This is a genomic window from Pseudomonas sp., from assembly GCF_048269965.1.
Taxonomy (GTDB): domain Bacteria; phylum Pseudomonadota; class Gammaproteobacteria; order Pseudomonadales; family Pseudomonadaceae; genus Aquipseudomonas.
The window spans coordinates 69,823-88,059 of sequence record NZ_JBLWTV010000021.1 but is presented as its reverse complement, the minus strand read 5'-3'; the positions used below and the strand labels follow the sequence as shown (position 1 = coordinate 88,059).

Genomic DNA, 18,237 nt, shown 5'->3' with positions numbered 1-18,237 from the left:
TACACGTAGCCCGGATGCAATCCGGGCTACATCACGGTTCGTTCTTATTCGCCGACACTGATGGTCAGACCGGCGGCAATCGCAAAAGGTGTCAGGGTCACCGCCAGGGCAGTGAGGCTCGCCAGCCACAACAGGTGGCCGCTAGCCGGCAGTCCTTGCAAGGCCGCCTGCAGCGCCCCGCTGCCAAGAATCAGCACCGGGATGTACAGCGGCAGGATCAGCAGCGCCAGCAGCAGGCCGCCGCGCTTGAGACCAACGGTGAGCGCCGCGCCCACCGCGCCGAGCAGGCTCAGCACCGGGGTGCCGAGCAGCAGGGAAATCAGCAGTACCGGCAGGCAACGCCCAGGCAGACCGAGCATCAGCGCCAGTACAGGCGCCAGCAAAACCAGCGCCAGACCACTGAAAAGCCAGTGTGCCAGCACCTTGGCCAACACCAGAAGAGGCAGGGGGTGCGACGAAAGGACCCACTGTTCGAGCGAGCCATCCTCGAAATCACTGCGGAAAAGCCCGTCCAGCGAGAGCAGCACGGCCAAAAGCGCTGCGACCCAGACCAGGCCCGGAGAAAGGCTTTGCAACAATTGCGTCTGCGGCCCTACCGCCAGAGGGAACAGGGCGATGACGATGGCGAAGAACACCAGCGGGTTGGCCAGGTCGGACGGACGGCGAGCGAGCAAACGCATTTCGCGCGACAACAGCTGAGTGAAGACGTTGCTCATGCGGCGTGCTGCCCCAGATCCAGATCACGATACGTCGCCGGCTTGTGCTGCAGGCTGTGGTGAGTGGTCAGCACCACCACACCGCCACGCTCGCAATGACCGGCCAGGTGCGCTTCGAGTTGCGCCACACCGCTCTTGTCCAGCGCGGTGAACGGCTCATCGAGCACCCACAGCGGCGGCGTGTCGGCCAGATACAGACGTGCCAGGGCGACACGGCGCTGCTGGCCGGCCGACAGGGTATGGCAGGGAACATCCTCGAAACCGCGCAGGCCGACCGCCTCCAGCGCCTGCCAGATAGCCTCGCGACTGGCCGGACGATGCAGGGCGCAGAGCCAGGCCAGATTCTCTTCGGCAGTCAGCAGACCCTTGATGCCGGCGGCATGGCCGATCCACAACAGGTTGCGCGCCAGCTCGCTGCGTTGCTCGGCCAGGGTCTGGCCCTGCAGGAAGATGTCGCCGCAGGTCGGCTGACGCAGGCCCGCGATCAGCCGTAGCAGGCTGGTCTTGCCGCTGCCGTTGGGGCCGCTGATCTGCAACATGTCGCCTGGCTGCAGGGCGAAATGCAGCTGCTCGAAGAGCATGCGCCAGTCCCGCTCACAGCTGAGCGCCACGGCTTCGAGAAGGGGAACAGGACGGGTCATCGATACCTGGCAGGGTTAAAGTCGACGGTGCTCCGGCCGCTATACTGACGCGTGCCGGAAGTGCGCTGCGCAACGGGCCGGCATTATACATGGCGCATCACTGTCCCCGCAGTCAGCATTTTCGACAGGGTGTTAATCGCGTAGGGTGTGCCATGCGCACCAGCAGTCGAAACCGCTGCGCATGGCGCACCCTACGGCACCGCACAGGACGGAGCTTCACCAAAGCCGATGAGCGAAATCAGCAGCCCACGCCCACTTCCCCCTTCCGTGCCGGTGATCCGCAACACCGCGACCGCAGCAGACCTTGCCGTGCGCCTGTTACAGCCGCTGGAAGGCATGCTGGCGGCCGGCGAAAGCGCCAAGGCCGAAGTCGTGGCGATTCGCGAGCAGGCGCAAAGCTTCCAGTTGCTACTCAAGCTGACCCTCGCAGGTGGCAAACAGGCGACTCTGCAAGCCGAAAGCCCCAGGCCACTGGCCCAGGGCAGCGCGCTGGTGGTCACCGCCCTGTCGGATACGCGCCTGGCGCTGGCGTTGCAAGCGGGCGGCGACAAGCCGCTGACCAGCCTCGACCTGCAGCAACTGCCGCCCGGCACTTTGGTCCAGGGCAAAGTGGTCAGCCGCGACGCGTTGCCGCCACAGGGCGCGCAGACGCTCTATCGCCTGGTGGTGAACCTGCTCAACACCCCGCTCGCCGGCAGCCAGCTGGCGCTCGACAGCCCGCTGGCCCTGCCGCTCGGCAGCCTGCTCAGCGCCCAGGTGCAGGGTAGCCAGAGCCTCGCCTTCCTGCCGCTCAGCGGCCGCCTCGATCAATTGGTGCTGGGCCAGCAACTGGCCGCCCAGCAGAATCGCCAGGCGTCGCTGGAGGGCTTGTTCAAGGGCCTGCAGAAGCTGAGCGGCGGCGATGAAGCGCTGCGCGGCAGCATCGACAAACTGCTTGGCGCACTCCCCGACAGCACCCAGCTGAGCACCGCCAAAGGCCTGGCGCAGGCACTCGAAGGCAGCGGTGTGCTGCTCGAAGCCAAACTGCTGCAGGGACAGACCGGCACATTGCCGCAGGACCTGAAGGCCAACCTGCTGCGCCTGATCGCCCAGCTGATGCCGCAATTGCCGGGCGCCTCCGGCCCCCTTGCCGGCCTGCAGAACGCTCTCAATCAGAACCTGCCCAACCTGGCCCGACAACTGCTCGGTGCAGGTGCTACCGGCTCGGCGCGCCAGCAGGCACTGACCTTTCCCCTGCCCTCGCGCCTGCTGCAGAACATGGATGACGAGGCCGACCTGGAAACCCTGCTGAAGCTCGCCGCAGCAGCCGTTTCACGACTGCAGACTCACCAGCTATCGAGCCTGGCGCAAACCCAGGTCGACGCCAACGGCAACCTGCTGACCACCTGGCAGTTGGAGCTGCCCATGCGCCATCAGCAGGAGGTGATTCCCCTTCAGCTCAAACTGCAGCGCGAAGACAGCGGCAAGGCGGAAAAAGCGGAACAGAAGGAAACGCTCTGGCGCGTGGAACTGGCCTTCGACCTCGATCACCTTGGTCCGCTGCAGGTTCGTGCTCAGCTGCTACGCGGCAGCCTCTCCAGCCAGTTATGGGCCGAACGCGCCGACACCGCATCGCTGATCAGCGCCGAACTGGGCAACCTGCGTGAGCGCCTGCAGGCCGCGGGTCTGGAGGTGGGCGAACTGGCCTGCAGCCAGGGCATGCCGCCGCAAGGACCGAAAACCTCGCTGGAACAACGCTGGGTGGATGAAACCGCATGAGCCGCAAGCCGCAGTCCGAAGCGCGTCAGGCCATCGCCCTCAACTACGACGGGCAAAACGCGCCGATACTCAGCGCCAAGGGCGATGACGAACTGGCCGAAGCCATTCTCGCCATCGCGCGCGAATACGAAGTACCGATCTATGAAAATGCCGAGTTGGTGCGTCTGCTGGCGCGCCTGGAACTGGGCGACGCCATCCCTGAAGCGCTGTATCGCTGCATCGCCGAGATCATCGCCTTCGCCTGGCACCTGCAGGGCAAGGCCCCGCCGGGTTTCGAGGCGGATGCCGAGCGCGACGTCAGCGCGCCGCTGCCCTTGCTCAAGGGGCCGGCGAACTGAGCGCCAGTCGCTCGCTGGTGCCGCCCTTGCTGCTTGGCATATCGAACAGCTGCCAGGCGAAGTAACCGCCACGAAAATAGAACACACGGGTAAAGCCCCAGCCCACTGCCTGCTCGACCGCAACGGCACTCTGCGCGCACACCTCGCTGTCGCAGTAGATGACCAGGGGCACCTCGCGCGGCCACGGCACCTGCGCCAGCGATGCAAAATGCTCGCGCAGGTCGAGATGAATGGCACCCTCGACATGCCCCCACCCCCACTCGCGGGCCGGCCGCACATCGATGAACAGTGCGCCATGGTCGTGCAGGTGCTTGGCCTGCATGACGTTGACCGTGATCGCACCCGCGACCTGCAGCGGCGCCTCCTGAGCAATCAGGGGCTGGCAGAGCAGCCAGCCAACGAGAAACACAACCAGACGATGCATGAGCAATCCCCCGTGACGACCACAGCCGGACGAGCCGCTGCCTTCTATCAGCGTAGATGGACGCACAGGGACGCTAGGATTGATTGCGCAGACGGCGAGGCCTGCTAAGAACGCGCTCGACTATGCGTCAAGGCGCGGGGACGGCTATTGCGACTGGCCTGCCTTGGGCGTGTGCAGGCGGCTGATCAGCTCGGCCTCGGCCTTGCTCAGGCCACAGGACTGGGTCAGGTCATCGACGCTGGCGCCCATGCCCACCAGGCGCGCAGCCTGGGTGAAGGACAGGCTGCTGGGGTCGCGCTGTTCGATCTGGCTGACCTTGTCCGGCAGCGGCGCCACCACACGGCGCAGCTCATGCAGCTCTTCGCCCATGCGAATGCTGCCGGTCAGGTAGGCGTCGAGACGTTTGCTCAGCTCCCTGATCCGCGCATCGCGCACGGCATCACGCTTGGCCTGCTCGTCCAGCAGGCGCTGCTGGTTGCGGTACAGGCCTTGGCAGACGAAGCCCAGTGCCACGCATAGCAGCGCCACGAAGGCCAGGGCCGCGGCAAGCATGGCGAACTCGGACATGGCTCAGATGCTCTCCAGCTCCGACCACTCTTCCTCGGACATCATCTTGTCCAGCTCGACCAGGATCAGCAGCTCGCCGTTCTTGTTGCACACGCCCTGGATGAACTTGGCCGACTCGTCGTTGCCGACGTTCGGTGCGGTCTCGATCTCGGACTGACGCAGGTAGACCACTTCGGCCACGCTATCGACCAGGATGCCGACGACTTGCTTGTCCGCTTCGATGATGACGATACGGGTATTGTCGGTGACCGGCGCCGAACCCAGGCCGAAACGCTGGCGGGTATCGATCACGGTGACCACATTGCCACGCAGGTTGATGATGCCCAGCACATAGCTCGGAGCACCCGGTACCGGGGCGATCTCGGTGTAACGCAGGACTTCCTGCACCTGCATCACGTTGATGCCGTAGGTCTCGTTGTCCAGGCGAAAGGTCACCCACTGCAGAATCGGATCTTCGGCACCTTGTGCAGAACTTTTCTTCATGTCCCTAGCCTCATCAAAAACCGCTCAGTGCGGCATGCGCGGGTCGACCCGCTTGTCATCAACTATAGAGCCCGTTGGCACAGGCTCACCCATTCTCAATGCAGTTTTCCGCCATTCAGGCGCTTCGCCCCGCCGCTGGCGATCAGCTCGGCCAATGCCGCCACGTCGAGCAGCGCGCACATGTGCTCGATCACCGTGCCGGCCAACCAGGGACGCTGGGTACGCTGACTGCGCCACTTGACCTCGCTCGGGTCCAGGCGAATCGAACGGCTGACCTGATGCACCGACAGCCCCCACTCGTAGCCCTGCACGGAAATCACGTACTGCAGGCCTTCGCGGAAGTCCTCGCGGTAACGGTCCGGCATCACCCAGCGCGCGGTGTCCAGCACCTTCAGGTTGCCCGCCTGGCTCGGCAGGATACCGAGGAACCAATCCGGCTGACCGAACAGCGGCGTCAGCTCCTGACCTTCCAGCGGGTAGATCGACCCCAGGCAGATCAATGGCACGGCCAGGGTCAGCCCGGCAACGTCGAACAGCAGGCATTCGAACGGCTCCTCGGCCCAGGCAGGGCGACCATCGGCCAGCGCAGCAGCCGGCTGCGGCGCCAGTTCGGCAGCAGGTGCAAGCACTGGCGGCGCCTCGTCGATGACCGCAGCCGGCATCGGCGCGAGCAATTCAACCGGTGCCACGGCCACCTGCACCTGCGGCTCGACCACGCTGGCGAGCACCACTGGCTCGACCAGCCGCGCATCGCGCACCTGCTCCTCGAGCACGGCGGCCTCGAACTCGTCGAGACTGACGGACATCTCCAGTTCGGCGGCAGCCTCCTGCAGCAACCCGTCGAGGTAGGACTGCAGGGCCAACTGGGAACGCGTGGCGGTGGCGAGGTTACGACTCATGACTGGAACCCGGAATAAGATCTTGACAGCCTATCGGCCGCTGCATGCTCCGACTTGAGTGTCGCAGTTCAACACAGACGCTCATTTCAAGCCACCTGCGCCGCCGGCTGATGGCTCAACAGATGCTTGAGCAGCGCACGATAGGCGATCACCCCACGGCTGCCCGCATCGAACTGCGAGGGCGTGCGCCCTGCCCGGCTGGCATCACGCAAACGCGTATCGACCGGGATATAGGCCGGCCACAGGTGCTCGGGATAGGTATTGCGCAGCAGCCGCAGCGTGCTCATGGACGCCTGGGTACGACGGTCGAACAGCGTCGGCACTATGGTGTAGGGCAAGGCCTGCTTGCGCGAACGATTGATCATCGCCAGCGTGCTGACCATGCGCTCCAGGCCCTTCACCGCGAGGAACTCGGTCTGTACCGGAATCACCAGTTGCTGGCTGGCGGCCAGGGCGTTGACCATCAACACACCGAGCAATGGCGGGCTGTCGATGACGGCGTGATCGAAATCTTCCCACAGCTGCGCCAGGCTCTTGGCGATCACCAGGCCCAGGCCACTCTGTCCCGGCGACTGGCGCTCGAGCGTGGCCAGCGCGGTGCTCGACGGCAACAGGGAGATATTCTCGTGACTGGTGCTGTGCAACAGCTGCCTGGGCAGGCCTTGCGGCACGTTGCCCTGGTGCAGGAACAGGTCGAAGCAACTGTGCTCCAGCGCATCGGGGTCATGACCGAAGTAACTGGTCATCGACCCATGCGGATCGAGATCGACCACGACCACACGCTTGCCGGCATCGGCCAACAGGCCTGCCAGGGCGATGGAGGTGGTGGTCTTGCCGACCCCACCCTTCTGATTGGCTACTGCCCAGACTTTCATCTTCTCTCATCCTCCCGGCAAGAGGCGCTCAGGCCGAGAATGGCTGTCGCCTGCACGAAGTAGGCGACTGGGATTTGACGGCTCACGACTGTGGAACCCCCGACGCAGACGCTGGTGCAGGTTGCGTGCCAGCCCCTGACTGCTGGGTCGCGGCACTGCCAGCGCCACGTCGCGTGTCGAGGTTGCGCGAAATCACCAGCACGACCCGGCGATTACGCCCCCTGCCCTCGGCAGTGGCATTGTCCGCCACCGGCTGGAACTCACCGTAGCCGACGGCCGCCAGACGTGAAGGGTCGACGCCATCCATGGCCAACATGCGCACGATGCTCGCCGCCCGCGCCGAAGACAACTCCCAGTTGGTTGGGTATTGAGCGGTCTGGATCGGCAGGTTGTCGGTGAATCCCTCCACCTTGACCGGATTCTGATAAGGCGCCAGGATTTTGGCGACCTTCTCGATGATGTCGAATGCCTGGTTGTTCGGAATGGCATCACCACTGGGAAACAACAGGCTGGAGCTGAGCTCGATCTCGATCCACATCTCGTTGCCGCGCACGGTCAGCTGATCACTCTTGATCAGTTCGCCAAAGACCTCGCGTACGCTGGAGGCAATGCTCTGCAGGGTCGAATCCGAGCTGGGGTCGTCAATCGAGGTGTTATCGGGCTCGCTGGTGCGCGGCCGTTCCTCGACGACCGGAATCGGCTTGATCGAGCGATCGGGCTGATTGAACACACCGGTCAGCGACTCCGAGAGGATCTTGTACTTGCCTTCGTTGATCGAGGAAATCGAGTACATCACCACGAAAAAGGCGAACAGCAAGGTGATGAAGTCGGCATAGGAGACCAGCCAACGCTCGTGATTCTCGTGCTCTTCATGATGCCGCCTGCGCGCCATGCCATACCTCCATCAGTCCATGAAGCCTTGCAGCTTCAGTTCGATGGAGCGCGGGTTCTCACCCTCGGCGATGGACAGGATGCCTTCGAGGAGCATCTCGCGGTAACGCGACTGGCGCAGCGCGATGGCCTTGAGCTTGTTGCCCGCCGGCAGCAGCAGCAGGTTGGCGAAACCGACGCCGTAGATGGTGGCGACGAACGCCACGGCAATGCCACTGCCGAGCATGCTCGGATCAGCCAGGTTGCCCATCACGTGGATCAGGCCCATCACCGCACCGATGATGCCAATGGTCGGTGCATAACCGCCCATGCTCTCGAACACCTTGGCGGCCTGGATATCGCGCGCTTCCTGAGTGTAGAGATCAACTTCCAGAATGCTGCGAATGGATTCCGGCTCGGCACCGTCGACCAGTAACTGCAGGCCCTTGCGCGCATAGGGGTCAGGCTCGGCATCGGCCACCGCTTCCAGGCCGAGCAGGCCTTCCTTGCGCGCCACCATGCTCCACCCGGTCACACGATTGATGCCGCCGACCAGATCGATGCGCGGCGGGAAGAAGATCCAGCGCATGATGCTCATGGCCCGCTTGAACACCTGCACCGGCGCCTGCAGAAAGGCCGCGCCCAATGTGCCACCGATGACGATCAGCGCCGCCGGACCGTTGAGCAGGGCCCCAGCATGGCCGCCTTCGAGGTAATTGCCGCCCAGAATGGCAACGAACGCCAGGATGACGCCAATCAGGCTCAGTACATCCATGCGCATGTTTCCGACTTAGCGTTCGTCACTGGCAGGCCTCGGTCAGGTGCCGGCCGATGTCATCCAGGCCGTAGACCGCATCCGCCAGATTGGCTTTGACCACGGCCATGGGCATGCCATAGATCACGCAACTGGCCTCGTCCTGCGCCCACACCTGGCTGCCGCCCTGCTTGAGCAGACGCGCGCCCTCACGACCGTCTGCACCCATGCCCGTCAGCACCACGGCCAGTACCTTGTCGCCATAGGACTTGGCGGCAGAGCCGAAGGTGATATCGACACAGGGTTTGTAGTTGAGGCGTTCGTCACCCGGCAGGATTCTTATCGCGCCACGCGCATCGACCATCATCTGCTTGCCACCAGGAGCCAGCAGCGCAAGGCCTGGGCGCAGAATATCGCCGTCCTCGGCTTCCTTGACCTGAATGCGGCACAGCTTGTCCAGGCGCTCGGCGAAGGCCTTGGTGAAGGCTGCCGGCATGTGCTGGATCAGAACCAGCGGCGCCGGAAAATTGGCCGGAAGCTGGGTCAACACGCGCTGCAGCGCCACCGGGCCACCGGTCGAGGTGCCGATGGCCACCAGCTTGTAGGCCTTGCGTTTAGGCGCTGATGACGTAGGGGCTGCGCCTGCTGGGCGCGCTGGCGCAGCAGCGCCCGGTGCGGCAGATCGCGCCGAAAGGGCTGGACGAGCCGTCGGCGCCGCACTCGGACTAGCCGCAGTCGGCGCCGGAGCCACCGCGGCCGAACTGAAACGGCGATTGCTGCGCGCGATGCTGTGCACCTTCTCGCACAGCATCTGCTTGACCTTTTCGGGGTTGCGCGAGATGTCTTCGAAGTTCTTCGGCAGGAAATCCACCGCACCCGCATCCAGCGCATCGAGCGTGACGCGGGCGCCTTCATGCGTCAGCGAGGAGAACATCAGCACCGGTGTCGGACAGCGCTGCATGATGTTCCGCACCGCGGTGATGCCATCCATCATCGGCATCTCGTAATCCATGGTGATCACGTCGGGCTTGAGCGCCAACGCCTGATCGATGGCTTCCCGCCCGTTGGTGGCCGTGCCCACGACCTGAATACTGGGGTCAGCAGACAGAATTTCCGACACGCGGCGACGGAAGAAACCGGAGTCGTCCACCACCAAGACCTTGACTGCCATACACACTCCTAGACGGCGTGGACCTCGGGTCCACGCCGCGAAACATCAGAAACGTCGAGCGTAGCGCTTGAGCATGCTCGGTACGTCGAGAATCAACGCGATGCGTCCGTCGCCCGTGATCGTGGCACCGGACATTCCGGGCGTGCCTTGCAGCATCTTGCCCAGTGGCTTGATTACCACTTCTTCCTGGCCGACCAGTTGATCGACGACAAAGCCGATGCGCTGACTGCCAACGGTGAGAATCACCACATGGCCTTCGCGCTGACCTTCATGGAAGGCCTGCGGCACCAGCCAGCGCTTGAGATAGAACAGTGGCAGCGCCTTGTCGCGCACGATCACCACTTCCTGACCATCGACCACGTTGGTGCGCGACAGGTCGAGATGGAAGATCTCGTTGACGTTGACCAGCGGGAAGGCGAAGGCCTGGTTCTCCAGCATCACCATCAGCGTCGGCATGATCGCCAGGGTCAGCGGCACCTTGATGATGATCTTCGAGCCCTGGCCTTTCTGCGAGAACACGTTGACCGTGCCATTGAGCTGGGAAATCTTGGTCTTCACCACATCCATGCCGACGCCACGGCCAGACACGTCGGAAATCTCGGTCTTGGTCGAGAAGCCCGGGGCGAAGATCAGGTTGTAGCATTCGAACTCGTTGAGGCGATCGGCGGCGTCCTTGTCCAGCAGGCCCTTCTCCACGGCCTTGGCGCGCAGCACGTCGGCATCCATGCCTTTGCCGTCATCGGTGATCGACAGCAGGATATGGTCGCCTTCCTGCTCGGCGGACAGCACCACGCGCCCAGCACGGGCCTTGCCGCTCTTCTCGCGTTCTTCCGGCGTTTCCACGCCATGGTCGACGGCGTTGCGCACCAAGTGCACCAACGGGTCAGCCAGGGCCTCGACCAGGTTCTTGTCGAGATCGGTTTCTTCGCCCACCAGTTCGAGGTTGATTTCCTTCTTCAGGTTGCGCGCCAGATCGCGGACCAGACGCGGGAAACGGCCGAACACCTTCTTGATCGGCTGCATCCGGGTCTTCATCACCGAGGTCTGCAGATCGGCTGTGACCACATCGAGGTTCGACACGGCCTTGGACATGGCCTCGTCGCCGCTGTTCAGGCCCAGGCGCACCAGGCGGTTACGCACCAGCACCAGCTCGCCGACCATGTTCATGATCTCGTCGAGGCGCGCAGTGTCGACCCGTACCGTGGTTTCCGCTTCGCTCGCGGCCGATGCCTTTTCGGCAGCGGGCGCCGGCGCGGCAGCAGCACGAGCGGCAGCAGGCTCAGCCTTGGCTGCTGCGGGTTTGGCAGGTGCAGCGGCCTTGGGCGCTGCTGCGGGTTTAGCCGCAGCGGCAGGCGCGGGCTCAGCCGGCGGGACGAACTTGCCCTTGCCGTGCAATTGATCGAGCAGCGACTCGAACTCGTCGTCGGTGATCTCATCACCCGCCGGAGCGGGCGCTGCAGCAACGGCTGCAACCGGCGCAGCGGCTTCGGCCGTGGCCGAGAACTGGCCCTTGCCATGCAGTTGATCGAGCAGCGCTTCGAATTCATCGTCGGTGATGTCATCGCCTGCCGCTGCGCCAGCAGGCGCAGAAGCGACTACCGCAGCGGCGGGCGTTTCGACCGTACCGGCGAACTGGCCCTTGCCGTGCAACTGATCGAGCAGCGACTCGAACTCGTCATCGGTGATCTCGTCGCTGGCACTGGCCTGCGCACTCGGGGCGGCAGCCGGCGCTTCACCCAACGCCTCGAGCAGTTGCTCGAACTCGCTGTCGGTGATGTCGCCTGCGGGAGCGGAAGGCGCAGCGGGCTGAGGCTCCGGCGCGGGTTCCGCTTCGGCTTGCTGCACGGGCTCAGGAGCCGCTTCGGCGCCGCCCGGTTCGGCCAGGCGAGCCAGTGCCGCCAGAAGTTCAGGCGACGCGGGCGTCGGCTCGCGGCGCTCACGCACTTCGCCAAACATGCCATTGACTGCATCAAGAGCCTCGAGCACCACATCCATCAGCTCCGAATCGACGCGACGCTCACCCTTGCGCAGGATGTCGAAGACGTTTTCGGCGATATGGCAGCACTCCACCAGCTCGTTGAGCTGGAGGAAACCCGCTCCGCCCTTGACGGTATGGAAACCGCGAAAGATGGCGTTGAGCAGGTTCATGTCGTCCGGTCGGCTTTCCAGCTCGACCAACTGTTCGGACAACTGTTCGAGAATCTCGCCGGCCTCTACCAGGAAATCCTGGAGGATCTCTTCATCGGCGCCGAAGCTCATATTTGTGTGCTCCTTAGAACCCTAGACTGGACAGCAGGTCGTCGACATCGTCTTGACTGGAGGCGACGTCATCACGCTTATCGGCATGAATCTGCGGACCTTCACCCCGCGATGGCTCTTTTGATTTTTCCTGTTCGCTACGCAGCGCTTCGTGGTCGTGCTGAATACCGGCAAAACGGTCGACCTGGCTGGCCATGAGCATCAGCTTGAGCAGGTTGCTTTCCACTTCGGTCACCAGCTGGGTGACACGCTTGATCACCTGGCCGGTAAGGTCCTGATAGTCCTGCGCCAGCAGAATGTCGTTGAGATGGCCGGAGAGCTTTACGCCATCTCGCTCACTGCGGGCGAGGAACAGCTCGACACGCTTGGCCAGCTCACGAAAACCGTCGGCCCCGATTTCACGGCGCATGAAGCGGCCCCACTCGGCGCTGAGGCTCTGCGCTTCGTCACTGAGGTCGTTGACCAGCGGCGCACTCTGCTCGACCAGATCCATGGTCCGGTTGGCGGCCTTCTCGGTCATGGTCACGACGTAGTTCAGGCGCTCGGTCGCGTCGGCGATCTGCGACAGCTCCTGGGCATGCGGCATGCGCGGATCGAGTTGAAAATTGACAATGGCGTTGTGCAGTTCACGGGTCAGTTTGCCGACCTCGTGATACAGCCCGCGATCACGGACCTTGTTCAGCTCGTTGATCAGTTGCACCGCAGCGCCGAAGTTACCTTGTTCAAGGCTGTCGACCAGATCGCGGGCATTGTTTTTCAGGGTCGACTCGAGGTCACCCAACGTGGAGTCATCGTGTTCCATAGCACCCTCGCGGCTGACATCAGCCGTTGACCCGCTCGAAGATCTTCTCGATCTTTTCCTTCAACACCTGAGCGGTGAAGGGTTTGACCACGTAGCCATTCACACCGGCCTGGGCCGCCTCGATGATCTGATCGCGCTTGGCTTCAGCGGTCACCATCAGCACCGGCAGGTGCTTGAGGCGCTCGTCGGCACGTACGGCGCGCAGCAGGTCGATGCCGGTCATGCCGGGCATGTTCCAGTCGGTCACCAGAAAGTCGAAGCTGCCGCTTTGCAGCATCGGCAGCGCCGAGGTGCCGTCATCGGCTTCCGCGGTGTTGGTGAAACCCAAGTCCCGCAAGAGGTTCTTGATGATCCGTCGCATCGTCGAGAAATCGTCAACGATGAGGATTTTCATGTTCTTGTCCAAGTCGACCTCCGTACAGTCCCAAACGTATTGCGCTCGCAACTACGTCCTTTAATCATGAAACCGTTTGCGCCTGCGAGTACGCCGCGTTCAGCCAGCGCGCCATTCACTCAGCCGCGAGCGCAAGCGCGCCGCGCATTGGCTGTGCAACTGACTCACGCGTGACTCGCTAACCCCCAGCACTTCACCGATTTCCTTCAAGTTCAGCTCTTCATCGTAATACAGCGCCAGCACCAGACGTTCGCGCTCCGGCAAGCCGGCGATGGCACCGGCCAAGGCCGCCTGGAAGCGTTCGTCTTCGAGGTCCCGCGAAGGTTCGAGGTGAGAGTGTCCGGCGTCTTCGTGCAACCCGCCATGCTCGCCGTCCTGCAGCAGGTCGTCGAAGCTGAACAGGCGGCTGCCCAAAGTGTCGCCAAGAATGCCGTAGTAATCCTCCAGACTCAATTGGAGTTCGGCCGCAACCTCGTGATCTTTAGCGTCACGCCCGGTTCTTGCTTCGACGACACGAATGGCATCGCTGACCATACGGCTGTTGCGGTGTACCGAACGCGGCGCCCAATCACCCTTGCGCACCTCATCGAGCATGGAGCCGCGAATACGGATACCGGCGAAGGTCTCGAAACTGGCACCCTTGCTGGAGTCGTATTTGCGCGAGGCTTCGAGCAGGCCGATCATGCCGGCCTGGATAAGATCGTCGACCTGCACGCTAGCCGGCAGACGGGCCAGCAGGTGGTAGGCGATACGCTTGACCAGAGGCGCATAGCGCTCGATCAGCTGGTGCTGGGAGTCCTGCGCCTGAGCCTTGTTGTACATACGAAGTCCAGAGGCTGCTGTCATACGGCCGAGTCTGCGGTCGGTTGTTGCACCAGACGCTCGACGAAAAACTCCAGATGACCACGGGGATTGGCCGGCAACGGCCAGGTGTCTACCTTCTGGGCTATCGCCTTGAACGCCAGAGCGCACTTGGAGCGAGGGAAGGCTTCATAGACGGCGCGCTGCTTCTGCACGGCCTTGCGCACGCACTCATCGTAGGGCACGGCACCGACATACTGCAGGGCGACATCGAGGAAACGATCCGTCACCTTGGTCAGCTTAGCAAAGAGATTGCGTCCTTCCTGCGGGCTGTGAGCCATGTTGGCCAGTACGCGGAAGCGGCTGATGCCATGATCGCGATTGAGCAGTTTGATCAGCGCGTAGGCGTCGGTAATCGAGGTGGGCTCATCGCAGACCACCACGAGGATCTCCTGCGCGGCTCGCACGAAGCTGACCACCGCATCACCGATACCGGCAGCGGTGTCGATCACCAGCACGTCAAGATTTTCGCTGATGTCACTGAACGCCTGGATCAACCCGGCGTGCTGCATCGGCGTGAGGCTGACCATGCTCTGCGTACCGGAGGCTGCCGGCACGATGCGCACGCCGCCTGGCCCCTGCAACAGAACATCGCGCAGATCGCATTCACCTGCGATGACATCGGCCAGGGTGCGCTTGGGCGTCAGGCCCAACAGAACGTCGACGTTGGCCAAGCCAAGGTCGGCGTCCATCAACATCACCCGACGGCCGAGATCGGCCAGGGCCATGGACAGATTGACCGACACATTGGTCTTGCCGACGCCACCCTTGCCGCCAGTCACCGCAATCACCTGTACGGGATGCATACCCATGTTCTTTCTACACCTTGTCTAACTTCGACTTGGCCCTGCAGGCCGTTGAAAACCACCTGTCGGGCCGTTCACTCCCGCACCACGTGGCGAGAGGGTGCAACAATTTCGCTGCTTCAGCCGGCCCGCTTGGCCGGATGCTGATAAAGGCCGGCGAACATCTGCGCCATGGCGTCTTCACTCGGCTCCTCGGCAGCCTGCAGCCCCACGGCACGGCTGACCAACTGATGACTACGCGGCACGTGCAGATCATCCGGAATCCGCGGCCCGTCCGTCACATAGGCTACCGGCAGTTGCTGGCCTATAGCCAGACCTAAAACCTCGCCCAGACTCGCGGCTTCGTCCAGTTTCGTCAGTATGCAGCCTGAAAGGCCACAACGCTTGTAACTATGGTAGGCGGCCTTGAGCACTTGACTCTGACTTGTTGCGGCCAGTACCAGATAATTCTTCGCCTTGATGCGCGCCGAGGCCAGGCTTTCCAGCTGCAGACGCAGCGCCGGGTCGTTGCCTGGCAGGCCAGCGGTATCGACCAGCACCACGCGCTTCTTGGCCAGCGGCGCCAAAGCCTGCAGCAGAGACTGACCAGGGTCGATCTGCGTCACCGACACACCGAGGATGCGCCCCAGGGTCTTGAGCTGCTCCTGCGCGCCAATACGGAAGCTGTCCATGCTCACCAGAGCGACCTGCTGCGAGCCATACTTAAGCACATAACGCGCAGCCAGCTTGGCCAGAGTCGTCGTCTTGCCCATGCCGGCCGGACCGACCAGGGCGATCACGCCACCCTCTTCCAGCGGCTCGACCTTGGGCGTGGTGATCGCGTGAGCCAGATGCGCCAGCAGCATGCGCCAGGCCTGACGCGGCTCGGCCACGCCGGCCACCTTGCTCAGCAGCGCCTGCGACAGCTCGGCAGACAGCCCCATGCGCTGCAGGCGGCGCCACAGATTGGCCTGCTGGGGGCGGCGATTCTGCAACTGACCCCAGGCGATCGAACCCAACTGTACTTCGATCAGCTCACGCAGGCCGTGCAGCTCGAAGCGCATGGCTTCCAGTGCGCGCGGGTCGACCGCAGGCGCAGCCGCTACCGGGGCCTCGAGCGGGCGCTGCGGCTTGACCAGGGTCGCCGGCAGTTCGGGCGCCAGCAGCGACTCGTTGGCGAACAGTTGACGATCCTTGCCGGCATCCTGCTCGGCACGCGTGGTCAGCTCAGCCTGAGCGCTGGCGATGCGCGCCTGGGTCTTGCGCAGCTCGGCTTCCAGCGCCGGATTCGGGCGCACCGGCATCGGCGCCTGATAATCCAGCGCTGCAGTCAGCTCGACACCACCGGCGACACGGCGATTGCCGATGATCGAGGCGTCGGCGCCCAATTCGTCACGCACCAGTTTCATGGCGGTTCGCATATCGGCGGCGAAGAAGCGTTTGACCTGCATGACCCTTTACCTCAGTTCTGGCCAACCGTAGCGACTATGGTGACCTGCTTGTTGTCCGGAATTTCCTGGTAGGCCAGCACGTGCATGCTGGGTACCGCCAGCCGCGCGAAGCGCGACAACATCGCCCGGACCGGTCCGGCCACCAGCAGAATCACCGGTTTGCCGAGCATTTCCTGGCGCTGCGCCGCTTCCACCAGGGAACGCTGCAGCTTCTCGGCCATGCCCGGTTCGAGGAGGATGCCATCCTCACCGCCCTGACCGGCCTTCTGCAGACTGTTGAGCAAGATCTGTTCCAACCTTGGCTCGAGGGTGATCACAGGCAGCTCCGGCTCTAGTCCCACGATGCCCTGGACGATGGCACGGGCCAGCGAGACGCGTACCGCAGCGACCATCGCGGCGGGATCTTGACTCTTCGGCGCGACGTTGGCGATGGCCTCGGCGATGGTGCGGATGTCGCGCACCGGCACCTGCTCCTGCAGCAGCGCCTGCAGCACCTTGAGCAGGGTCGACAGCGATACCAGCCCCGGCACCAGTTCCTCGGCCAGCTTCGGCGAGCTCTTGGCCAGCAACTGCATCAGCTGTTGCACTTCCTCGTGCCCCAGCAGCTCGTGGGCATGCTTGTGCAGGATCTGGTTGAGGTGAGTGGCGACCACGGTACTGGCGTCGACCACGGTGTAACCCAGCGATTGCGCCTGATCGCGCTGAGTAGGGTCGATCCACACGGCCTCCAGACCGAACGCCGGATCCTTGGCGGCGATGCCATTGAGCGGACCGAACACCTGGCCAGGGTTGATCGCCAATTCACGATCCGGATAAACCTCCGCCTCGGCCACGCTCACGCCCATCAGCGTCAAACGGTAGGCATTGGGCGCCAGATCGAGGTTGTCGCGGATATGCACCGAAGGCATGAGAAAGCCCATTTCCTGCGACAGCTTCTTGCGCACCCCCTTGATCCGCGCCAGCAGTTGCCCCCCCTGGTTGCGGTCGACCAGCGGAATCAGGCGATAACCCACTTCCAGACCGACCATGTCCACCGGGGTGACATCGTCCCACCCCAGCTCCTTGACCTCCTGCGCCTTCTGCGCAGGGATCAGTTCCTGCTGACGCTGGACCTCCTTGACCTCTTCTTCCTTGGTCTTGCGCTGGCGATTGGCGATCCAGTAGGCGCCGGCAGCGGCGATCAGGCCGAGGCTGATGAAGGAAAAATGCGGCATGCCCGGCACCAGGCCCATGGCGATCATGATTGCCGCCGCCACGGCCAGCGCGCGCGGCGAGGCGAACATCTGCCGATTGACCTGCGCGCCCATGTCTTCAGAGGAAGAAACACGGGTCACCATCACCGCCGCGGCAGTGGACAGCAGCAGGGAAGGAATCTGCGCCACCAGGCCGTCGCCGATGGTCAGCAGGGTGTAGACCTTGCCGGCGTCGGAGAAAGCCAGCGAGTGCTGGAACACGCCGATGGCGATACCACCGATGAGGTTGATGAACAGGATCAGCAGGCCGGCGATGGCATCGCCACGGACGAACTTGCTGGCACCGTCCATGGAACCGTAAAAATCGGCCTCCTGAGACACTTCACTGCGGCGTTTCTTGGCTTCGTTCTGATCGATCAGGCCAGCGTTGAGGTCGGCGTCGATGGCCATCTGCTTGCCGGGCATGGCATCGAGGGTGAAGCGCGCACTGACTTCGGAGATACGCCCGGCACCCTTGGTGACCACCACGAAGTTGATGATCATGAGGATGGCGAACACCACGATACCCACCACGTAGTTGCCGCCGATCACCACTTCACCGAAGGCCTGGATCACCTGGCCAGCCGCTCCATGCCCCTCGTGACCGTTGAGCAGCACCACGCGCGTCGAAGCCACGTTCAGCGCCAGACGCAACAGCGTGGCTGCCAGCAGGATGGTGGGGAATACGGCGAAGTCCAGCGGCCGCAGCGCATAGATACTGACCAGCAGCACCACGATCGACAGTGCGATGCTGAAGGTGAACAGCACGTCGAGCAGGAAGGCCGGGATCGGCAACATGACCATGCCGAGCATGACCAGCAGCAGCAGGGGAATACCCAGATTGCCGTGACGCAGGCCCGCCAGATTGCTGCGGACATCACCGATTAACTGTGCGCGATCTACTGCCACGTCCCTACCCCAAGCCATTCAATCTTTTGACGCGAAAGTGCGTCCTGA

19 protein-coding genes are annotated in these 18,237 nt (G+C 63.4%); 2 read left to right on the top strand and 17 right to left on the bottom strand.

Annotated features, from left to right (window positions below):
- Window positions 1-44: 44 nt before the first annotated feature.
- Both ccmB and ccmA read right to left on the bottom strand, forming a co-directional pair.
- On the bottom strand, window positions 45-716 hold the full coding sequence (gene ccmB, locus ACN0X6_RS20510; protein ID WP_417706812.1) for a heme exporter protein CcmB: 672 nt from the start codon (window positions 714-716) through the stop codon (window positions 45-47).
- Window positions 713-1,357 (bottom strand): cytochrome c biogenesis heme-transporting ATPase CcmA, encoded by a 645-nt coding sequence (gene ccmA, locus ACN0X6_RS20505; protein ID WP_417706810.1) that lies wholly within the window; start codon window positions 1,355-1,357, stop codon window positions 713-715. The genes ccmB and ccmA overlap by 4 nt, the downstream gene beginning before the upstream one ends.
- Before the next feature lie 228 nt (window positions 1,358-1,585).
- Between ccmA and ACN0X6_RS20500 the strand changes: the two genes are divergently transcribed.
- Both ACN0X6_RS20500 and ACN0X6_RS20495 read left to right on the top strand, forming a co-directional pair.
- Complete coding sequence (locus tag ACN0X6_RS20500; RefSeq protein WP_417706809.1) at window positions 1,586-3,115, top strand: flagellar hook-length control protein FliK; 1,530 nt, start codon at window positions 1,586-1,588, stop codon at window positions 3,113-3,115.
- Window positions 3,112-3,453 (top strand): EscU/YscU/HrcU family type III secretion system export apparatus switch protein, encoded by a 342-nt coding sequence (locus ACN0X6_RS20495; RefSeq protein ID WP_417706807.1) that lies wholly within the window; start codon window positions 3,112-3,114, stop codon window positions 3,451-3,453. The genes ACN0X6_RS20500 and ACN0X6_RS20495 overlap by 4 nt, the downstream gene beginning before the upstream one ends.
- Here the strand turns inward: ACN0X6_RS20495 and ACN0X6_RS20490 are convergent.
- The 15 genes from ACN0X6_RS20490 to flhA form a co-directional block, all read right to left on the bottom strand.
- Entirely contained in the window at window positions 3,434-3,877 is a 444-nt protein-coding gene (locus tag ACN0X6_RS20490) for a rhodanese-like domain-containing protein (protein ID WP_417706805.1), read from the bottom strand. The two genes, ACN0X6_RS20495 and ACN0X6_RS20490, sit on opposite strands and share 20 nt — an antisense overlap.
- 144 nt (window positions 3,878-4,021) lie before the next feature.
- Window positions 4,022-4,444 (bottom strand): DUF2802 domain-containing protein, encoded by a 423-nt coding sequence (locus ACN0X6_RS20485; protein ID WP_417706803.1) that lies wholly within the window; start codon window positions 4,442-4,444, stop codon window positions 4,022-4,024.
- A gap of 3 nt (window positions 4,445-4,447) precedes the next feature.
- Window positions 4,448-4,927, bottom strand: a complete 480-nt coding sequence (locus ACN0X6_RS20480; protein ID WP_003243242.1) for a chemotaxis protein CheW — start codon at window positions 4,925-4,927, stop codon at window positions 4,448-4,450.
- Between the two features lie 95 nt (window positions 4,928-5,022).
- The gene (locus tag ACN0X6_RS20475; protein ID WP_417706801.1) at window positions 5,023-5,826 is read right to left on the bottom strand and encodes a CheW domain-containing protein; all 804 of its coding nucleotides are present in this window, start codon (window positions 5,824-5,826) and stop codon (window positions 5,023-5,025) included.
- An 86-nt stretch (window positions 5,827-5,912) separates the two neighbouring features.
- Window positions 5,913-6,701, bottom strand: a complete 789-nt coding sequence (locus ACN0X6_RS20470) for a ParA family protein (RefSeq protein ID WP_417706799.1) — start codon at window positions 6,699-6,701, stop codon at window positions 5,913-5,915.
- Between the two features lie 82 nt (window positions 6,702-6,783).
- Window positions 6,784-7,593, bottom strand: coding sequence for a flagellar motor protein MotD (gene motD / locus ACN0X6_RS20465; protein WP_417706797.1), 810 nt, complete (start codon window positions 7,591-7,593; stop codon window positions 6,784-6,786).
- Window positions 7,594-7,605: 12 nt separating this feature from the next.
- Window positions 7,606-8,346 carry a flagellar motor protein gene (locus tag ACN0X6_RS20460; protein WP_322319611.1) on the bottom strand — a complete coding sequence of 247 codons (741 nt, stop codon included), beginning with the start codon at window positions 8,344-8,346 and terminating at the stop codon, window positions 7,606-7,608.
- Window positions 8,347-8,371: 25 nt separating this feature from the next.
- Window positions 8,372-9,496, bottom strand: coding sequence for a protein-glutamate methylesterase/protein-glutamine glutaminase (locus ACN0X6_RS20455; RefSeq protein WP_417706795.1), 1,125 nt, complete (start codon window positions 9,494-9,496; stop codon window positions 8,372-8,374).
- A gap of 45 nt (window positions 9,497-9,541) precedes the next feature.
- Window positions 9,542-11,755 carry a chemotaxis protein CheA gene (locus ACN0X6_RS20450; protein WP_417706793.1) on the bottom strand — a complete coding sequence of 738 codons (2,214 nt, stop codon included), beginning with the start codon at window positions 11,753-11,755 and terminating at the stop codon, window positions 9,542-9,544.
- A 13-nt stretch (window positions 11,756-11,768) separates the two neighbouring features.
- Window positions 11,769-12,557, bottom strand: coding sequence for a protein phosphatase CheZ (locus tag ACN0X6_RS20445; protein ID WP_417706792.1), 789 nt, complete (start codon window positions 12,555-12,557; stop codon window positions 11,769-11,771).
- Window positions 12,558-12,576: 19 nt separating this feature from the next.
- Entirely contained in the window at window positions 12,577-12,951 is a 375-nt protein-coding gene (locus tag ACN0X6_RS20440; protein WP_169968482.1) for a chemotaxis response regulator CheY, read from the bottom strand.
- Between the two features lie 99 nt (window positions 12,952-13,050).
- On the bottom strand, window positions 13,051-13,797 hold the full coding sequence (gene fliA, locus ACN0X6_RS20435; protein ID WP_417706790.1) for an RNA polymerase sigma factor FliA: 747 nt from the start codon (window positions 13,795-13,797) through the stop codon (window positions 13,051-13,053).
- Window positions 13,794-14,624, bottom strand: coding sequence for a flagellar synthesis regulator FleN (gene fleN / locus ACN0X6_RS20430; protein ID WP_162843938.1), 831 nt, complete (start codon window positions 14,622-14,624; stop codon window positions 13,794-13,796). The genes fliA and fleN overlap by 4 nt, the downstream gene beginning before the upstream one ends.
- A 113-nt stretch (window positions 14,625-14,737) precedes the next feature.
- A complete protein-coding gene (gene flhF, locus ACN0X6_RS20425) occupies window positions 14,738-16,048 on the bottom strand; it encodes a flagellar biosynthesis protein FlhF (protein ID WP_417706788.1) in 1,311 nt (436 codons plus the stop codon).
- An 11-nt stretch (window positions 16,049-16,059) separates the two neighbouring features.
- Complete coding sequence (flhA, locus tag ACN0X6_RS20420; protein ID WP_417706786.1) at window positions 16,060-18,207, bottom strand: flagellar biosynthesis protein FlhA; 2,148 nt, start codon at window positions 18,205-18,207, stop codon at window positions 16,060-16,062.
- Window positions 18,208-18,237 lie beyond the last annotated feature (30 nt).

Bases quoted from the DNA above. Each gene is read 5' to 3' on its own strand.
- ACN0X6_RS20450 (WP_417706793.1), bottom strand. From the start codon at position 11,755: ATGAGCTTCGGCGCCGATGAAGAGATCCTCCAGGATTTCCTGGTAGAG.
- flhF (WP_417706788.1), bottom strand. From the start codon at position 16,048: ATGCAGGTCAAACGCTTCTTCGCCGCCGATATGCGAACCGCCATGAAA.
- fliA (WP_417706790.1), bottom strand. From the start codon at position 13,797: ATGACAGCAGCCTCTGGACTTCGTATGTACAACAAGGCTCAGGCGCAG.
- ACN0X6_RS20490 (WP_417706805.1), bottom strand. From the start codon at position 3,877: ATGCATCGTCTGGTTGTGTTTCTCGTTGGCTGGCTGCTCTGCCAGCCC.
- ACN0X6_RS20485 (WP_417706803.1), bottom strand. From the start codon at position 4,444: ATGTCCGAGTTCGCCATGCTTGCCGCGGCCCTGGCCTTCGTGGCGCTG.
- ACN0X6_RS20480 (WP_003243242.1), bottom strand. From the start codon at position 4,927: ATGAAGAAAAGTTCTGCACAAGGTGCCGAAGATCCGATTCTGCAGTGG.
- ACN0X6_RS20455 (WP_417706795.1), bottom strand. From the start codon at position 9,496: ATGGCAGTCAAGGTCTTGGTGGTGGACGACTCCGGTTTCTTCCGTCGC.
- ACN0X6_RS20500 (WP_417706809.1), top strand. From the start codon at position 1,586: ATGAGCGAAATCAGCAGCCCACGCCCACTTCCCCCTTCCGTGCCGGTG.
- ccmA (WP_417706810.1), bottom strand. From the start codon at position 1,357: ATGACCCGTCCTGTTCCCCTTCTCGAAGCCGTGGCGCTCAGCTGTGAG.
- motD (WP_417706797.1), bottom strand. From the start codon at position 7,593: ATGGCGCGCAGGCGGCATCATGAAGAGCACGAGAATCACGAGCGTTGG.
- ACN0X6_RS20460 (WP_322319611.1), bottom strand. From the start codon at position 8,346: ATGGATGTACTGAGCCTGATTGGCGTCATCCTGGCGTTCGTTGCCATT.
- ACN0X6_RS20470 (WP_417706799.1), bottom strand. From the start codon at position 6,701: ATGAAAGTCTGGGCAGTAGCCAATCAGAAGGGTGGGGTCGGCAAGACC.
- ACN0X6_RS20495 (WP_417706807.1), top strand. From the start codon at position 3,112: ATGAGCCGCAAGCCGCAGTCCGAAGCGCGTCAGGCCATCGCCCTCAAC.
- flhA (WP_417706786.1), bottom strand. From the start codon at position 18,207: ATGGCTTGGGGTAGGGACGTGGCAGTAGATCGCGCACAGTTAATCGGT.
- fleN (WP_162843938.1), bottom strand. From the start codon at position 14,624: ATGGGTATGCATCCCGTACAGGTGATTGCGGTGACTGGCGGCAAGGGT.
- ACN0X6_RS20445 (WP_417706792.1), bottom strand. From the start codon at position 12,557: ATGGAACACGATGACTCCACGTTGGGTGACCTCGAGTCGACCCTGAAA.
- ccmB (WP_417706812.1), bottom strand. From the start codon at position 716: ATGAGCAACGTCTTCACTCAGCTGTTGTCGCGCGAAATGCGTTTGCTC.
- ACN0X6_RS20440 (WP_169968482.1), bottom strand. From the start codon at position 12,951: ATGAAAATCCTCATCGTTGACGATTTCTCGACGATGCGACGGATCATC.
- ACN0X6_RS20475 (WP_417706801.1), bottom strand. From the start codon at position 5,826: ATGAGTCGTAACCTCGCCACCGCCACGCGTTCCCAGTTGGCCCTGCAG.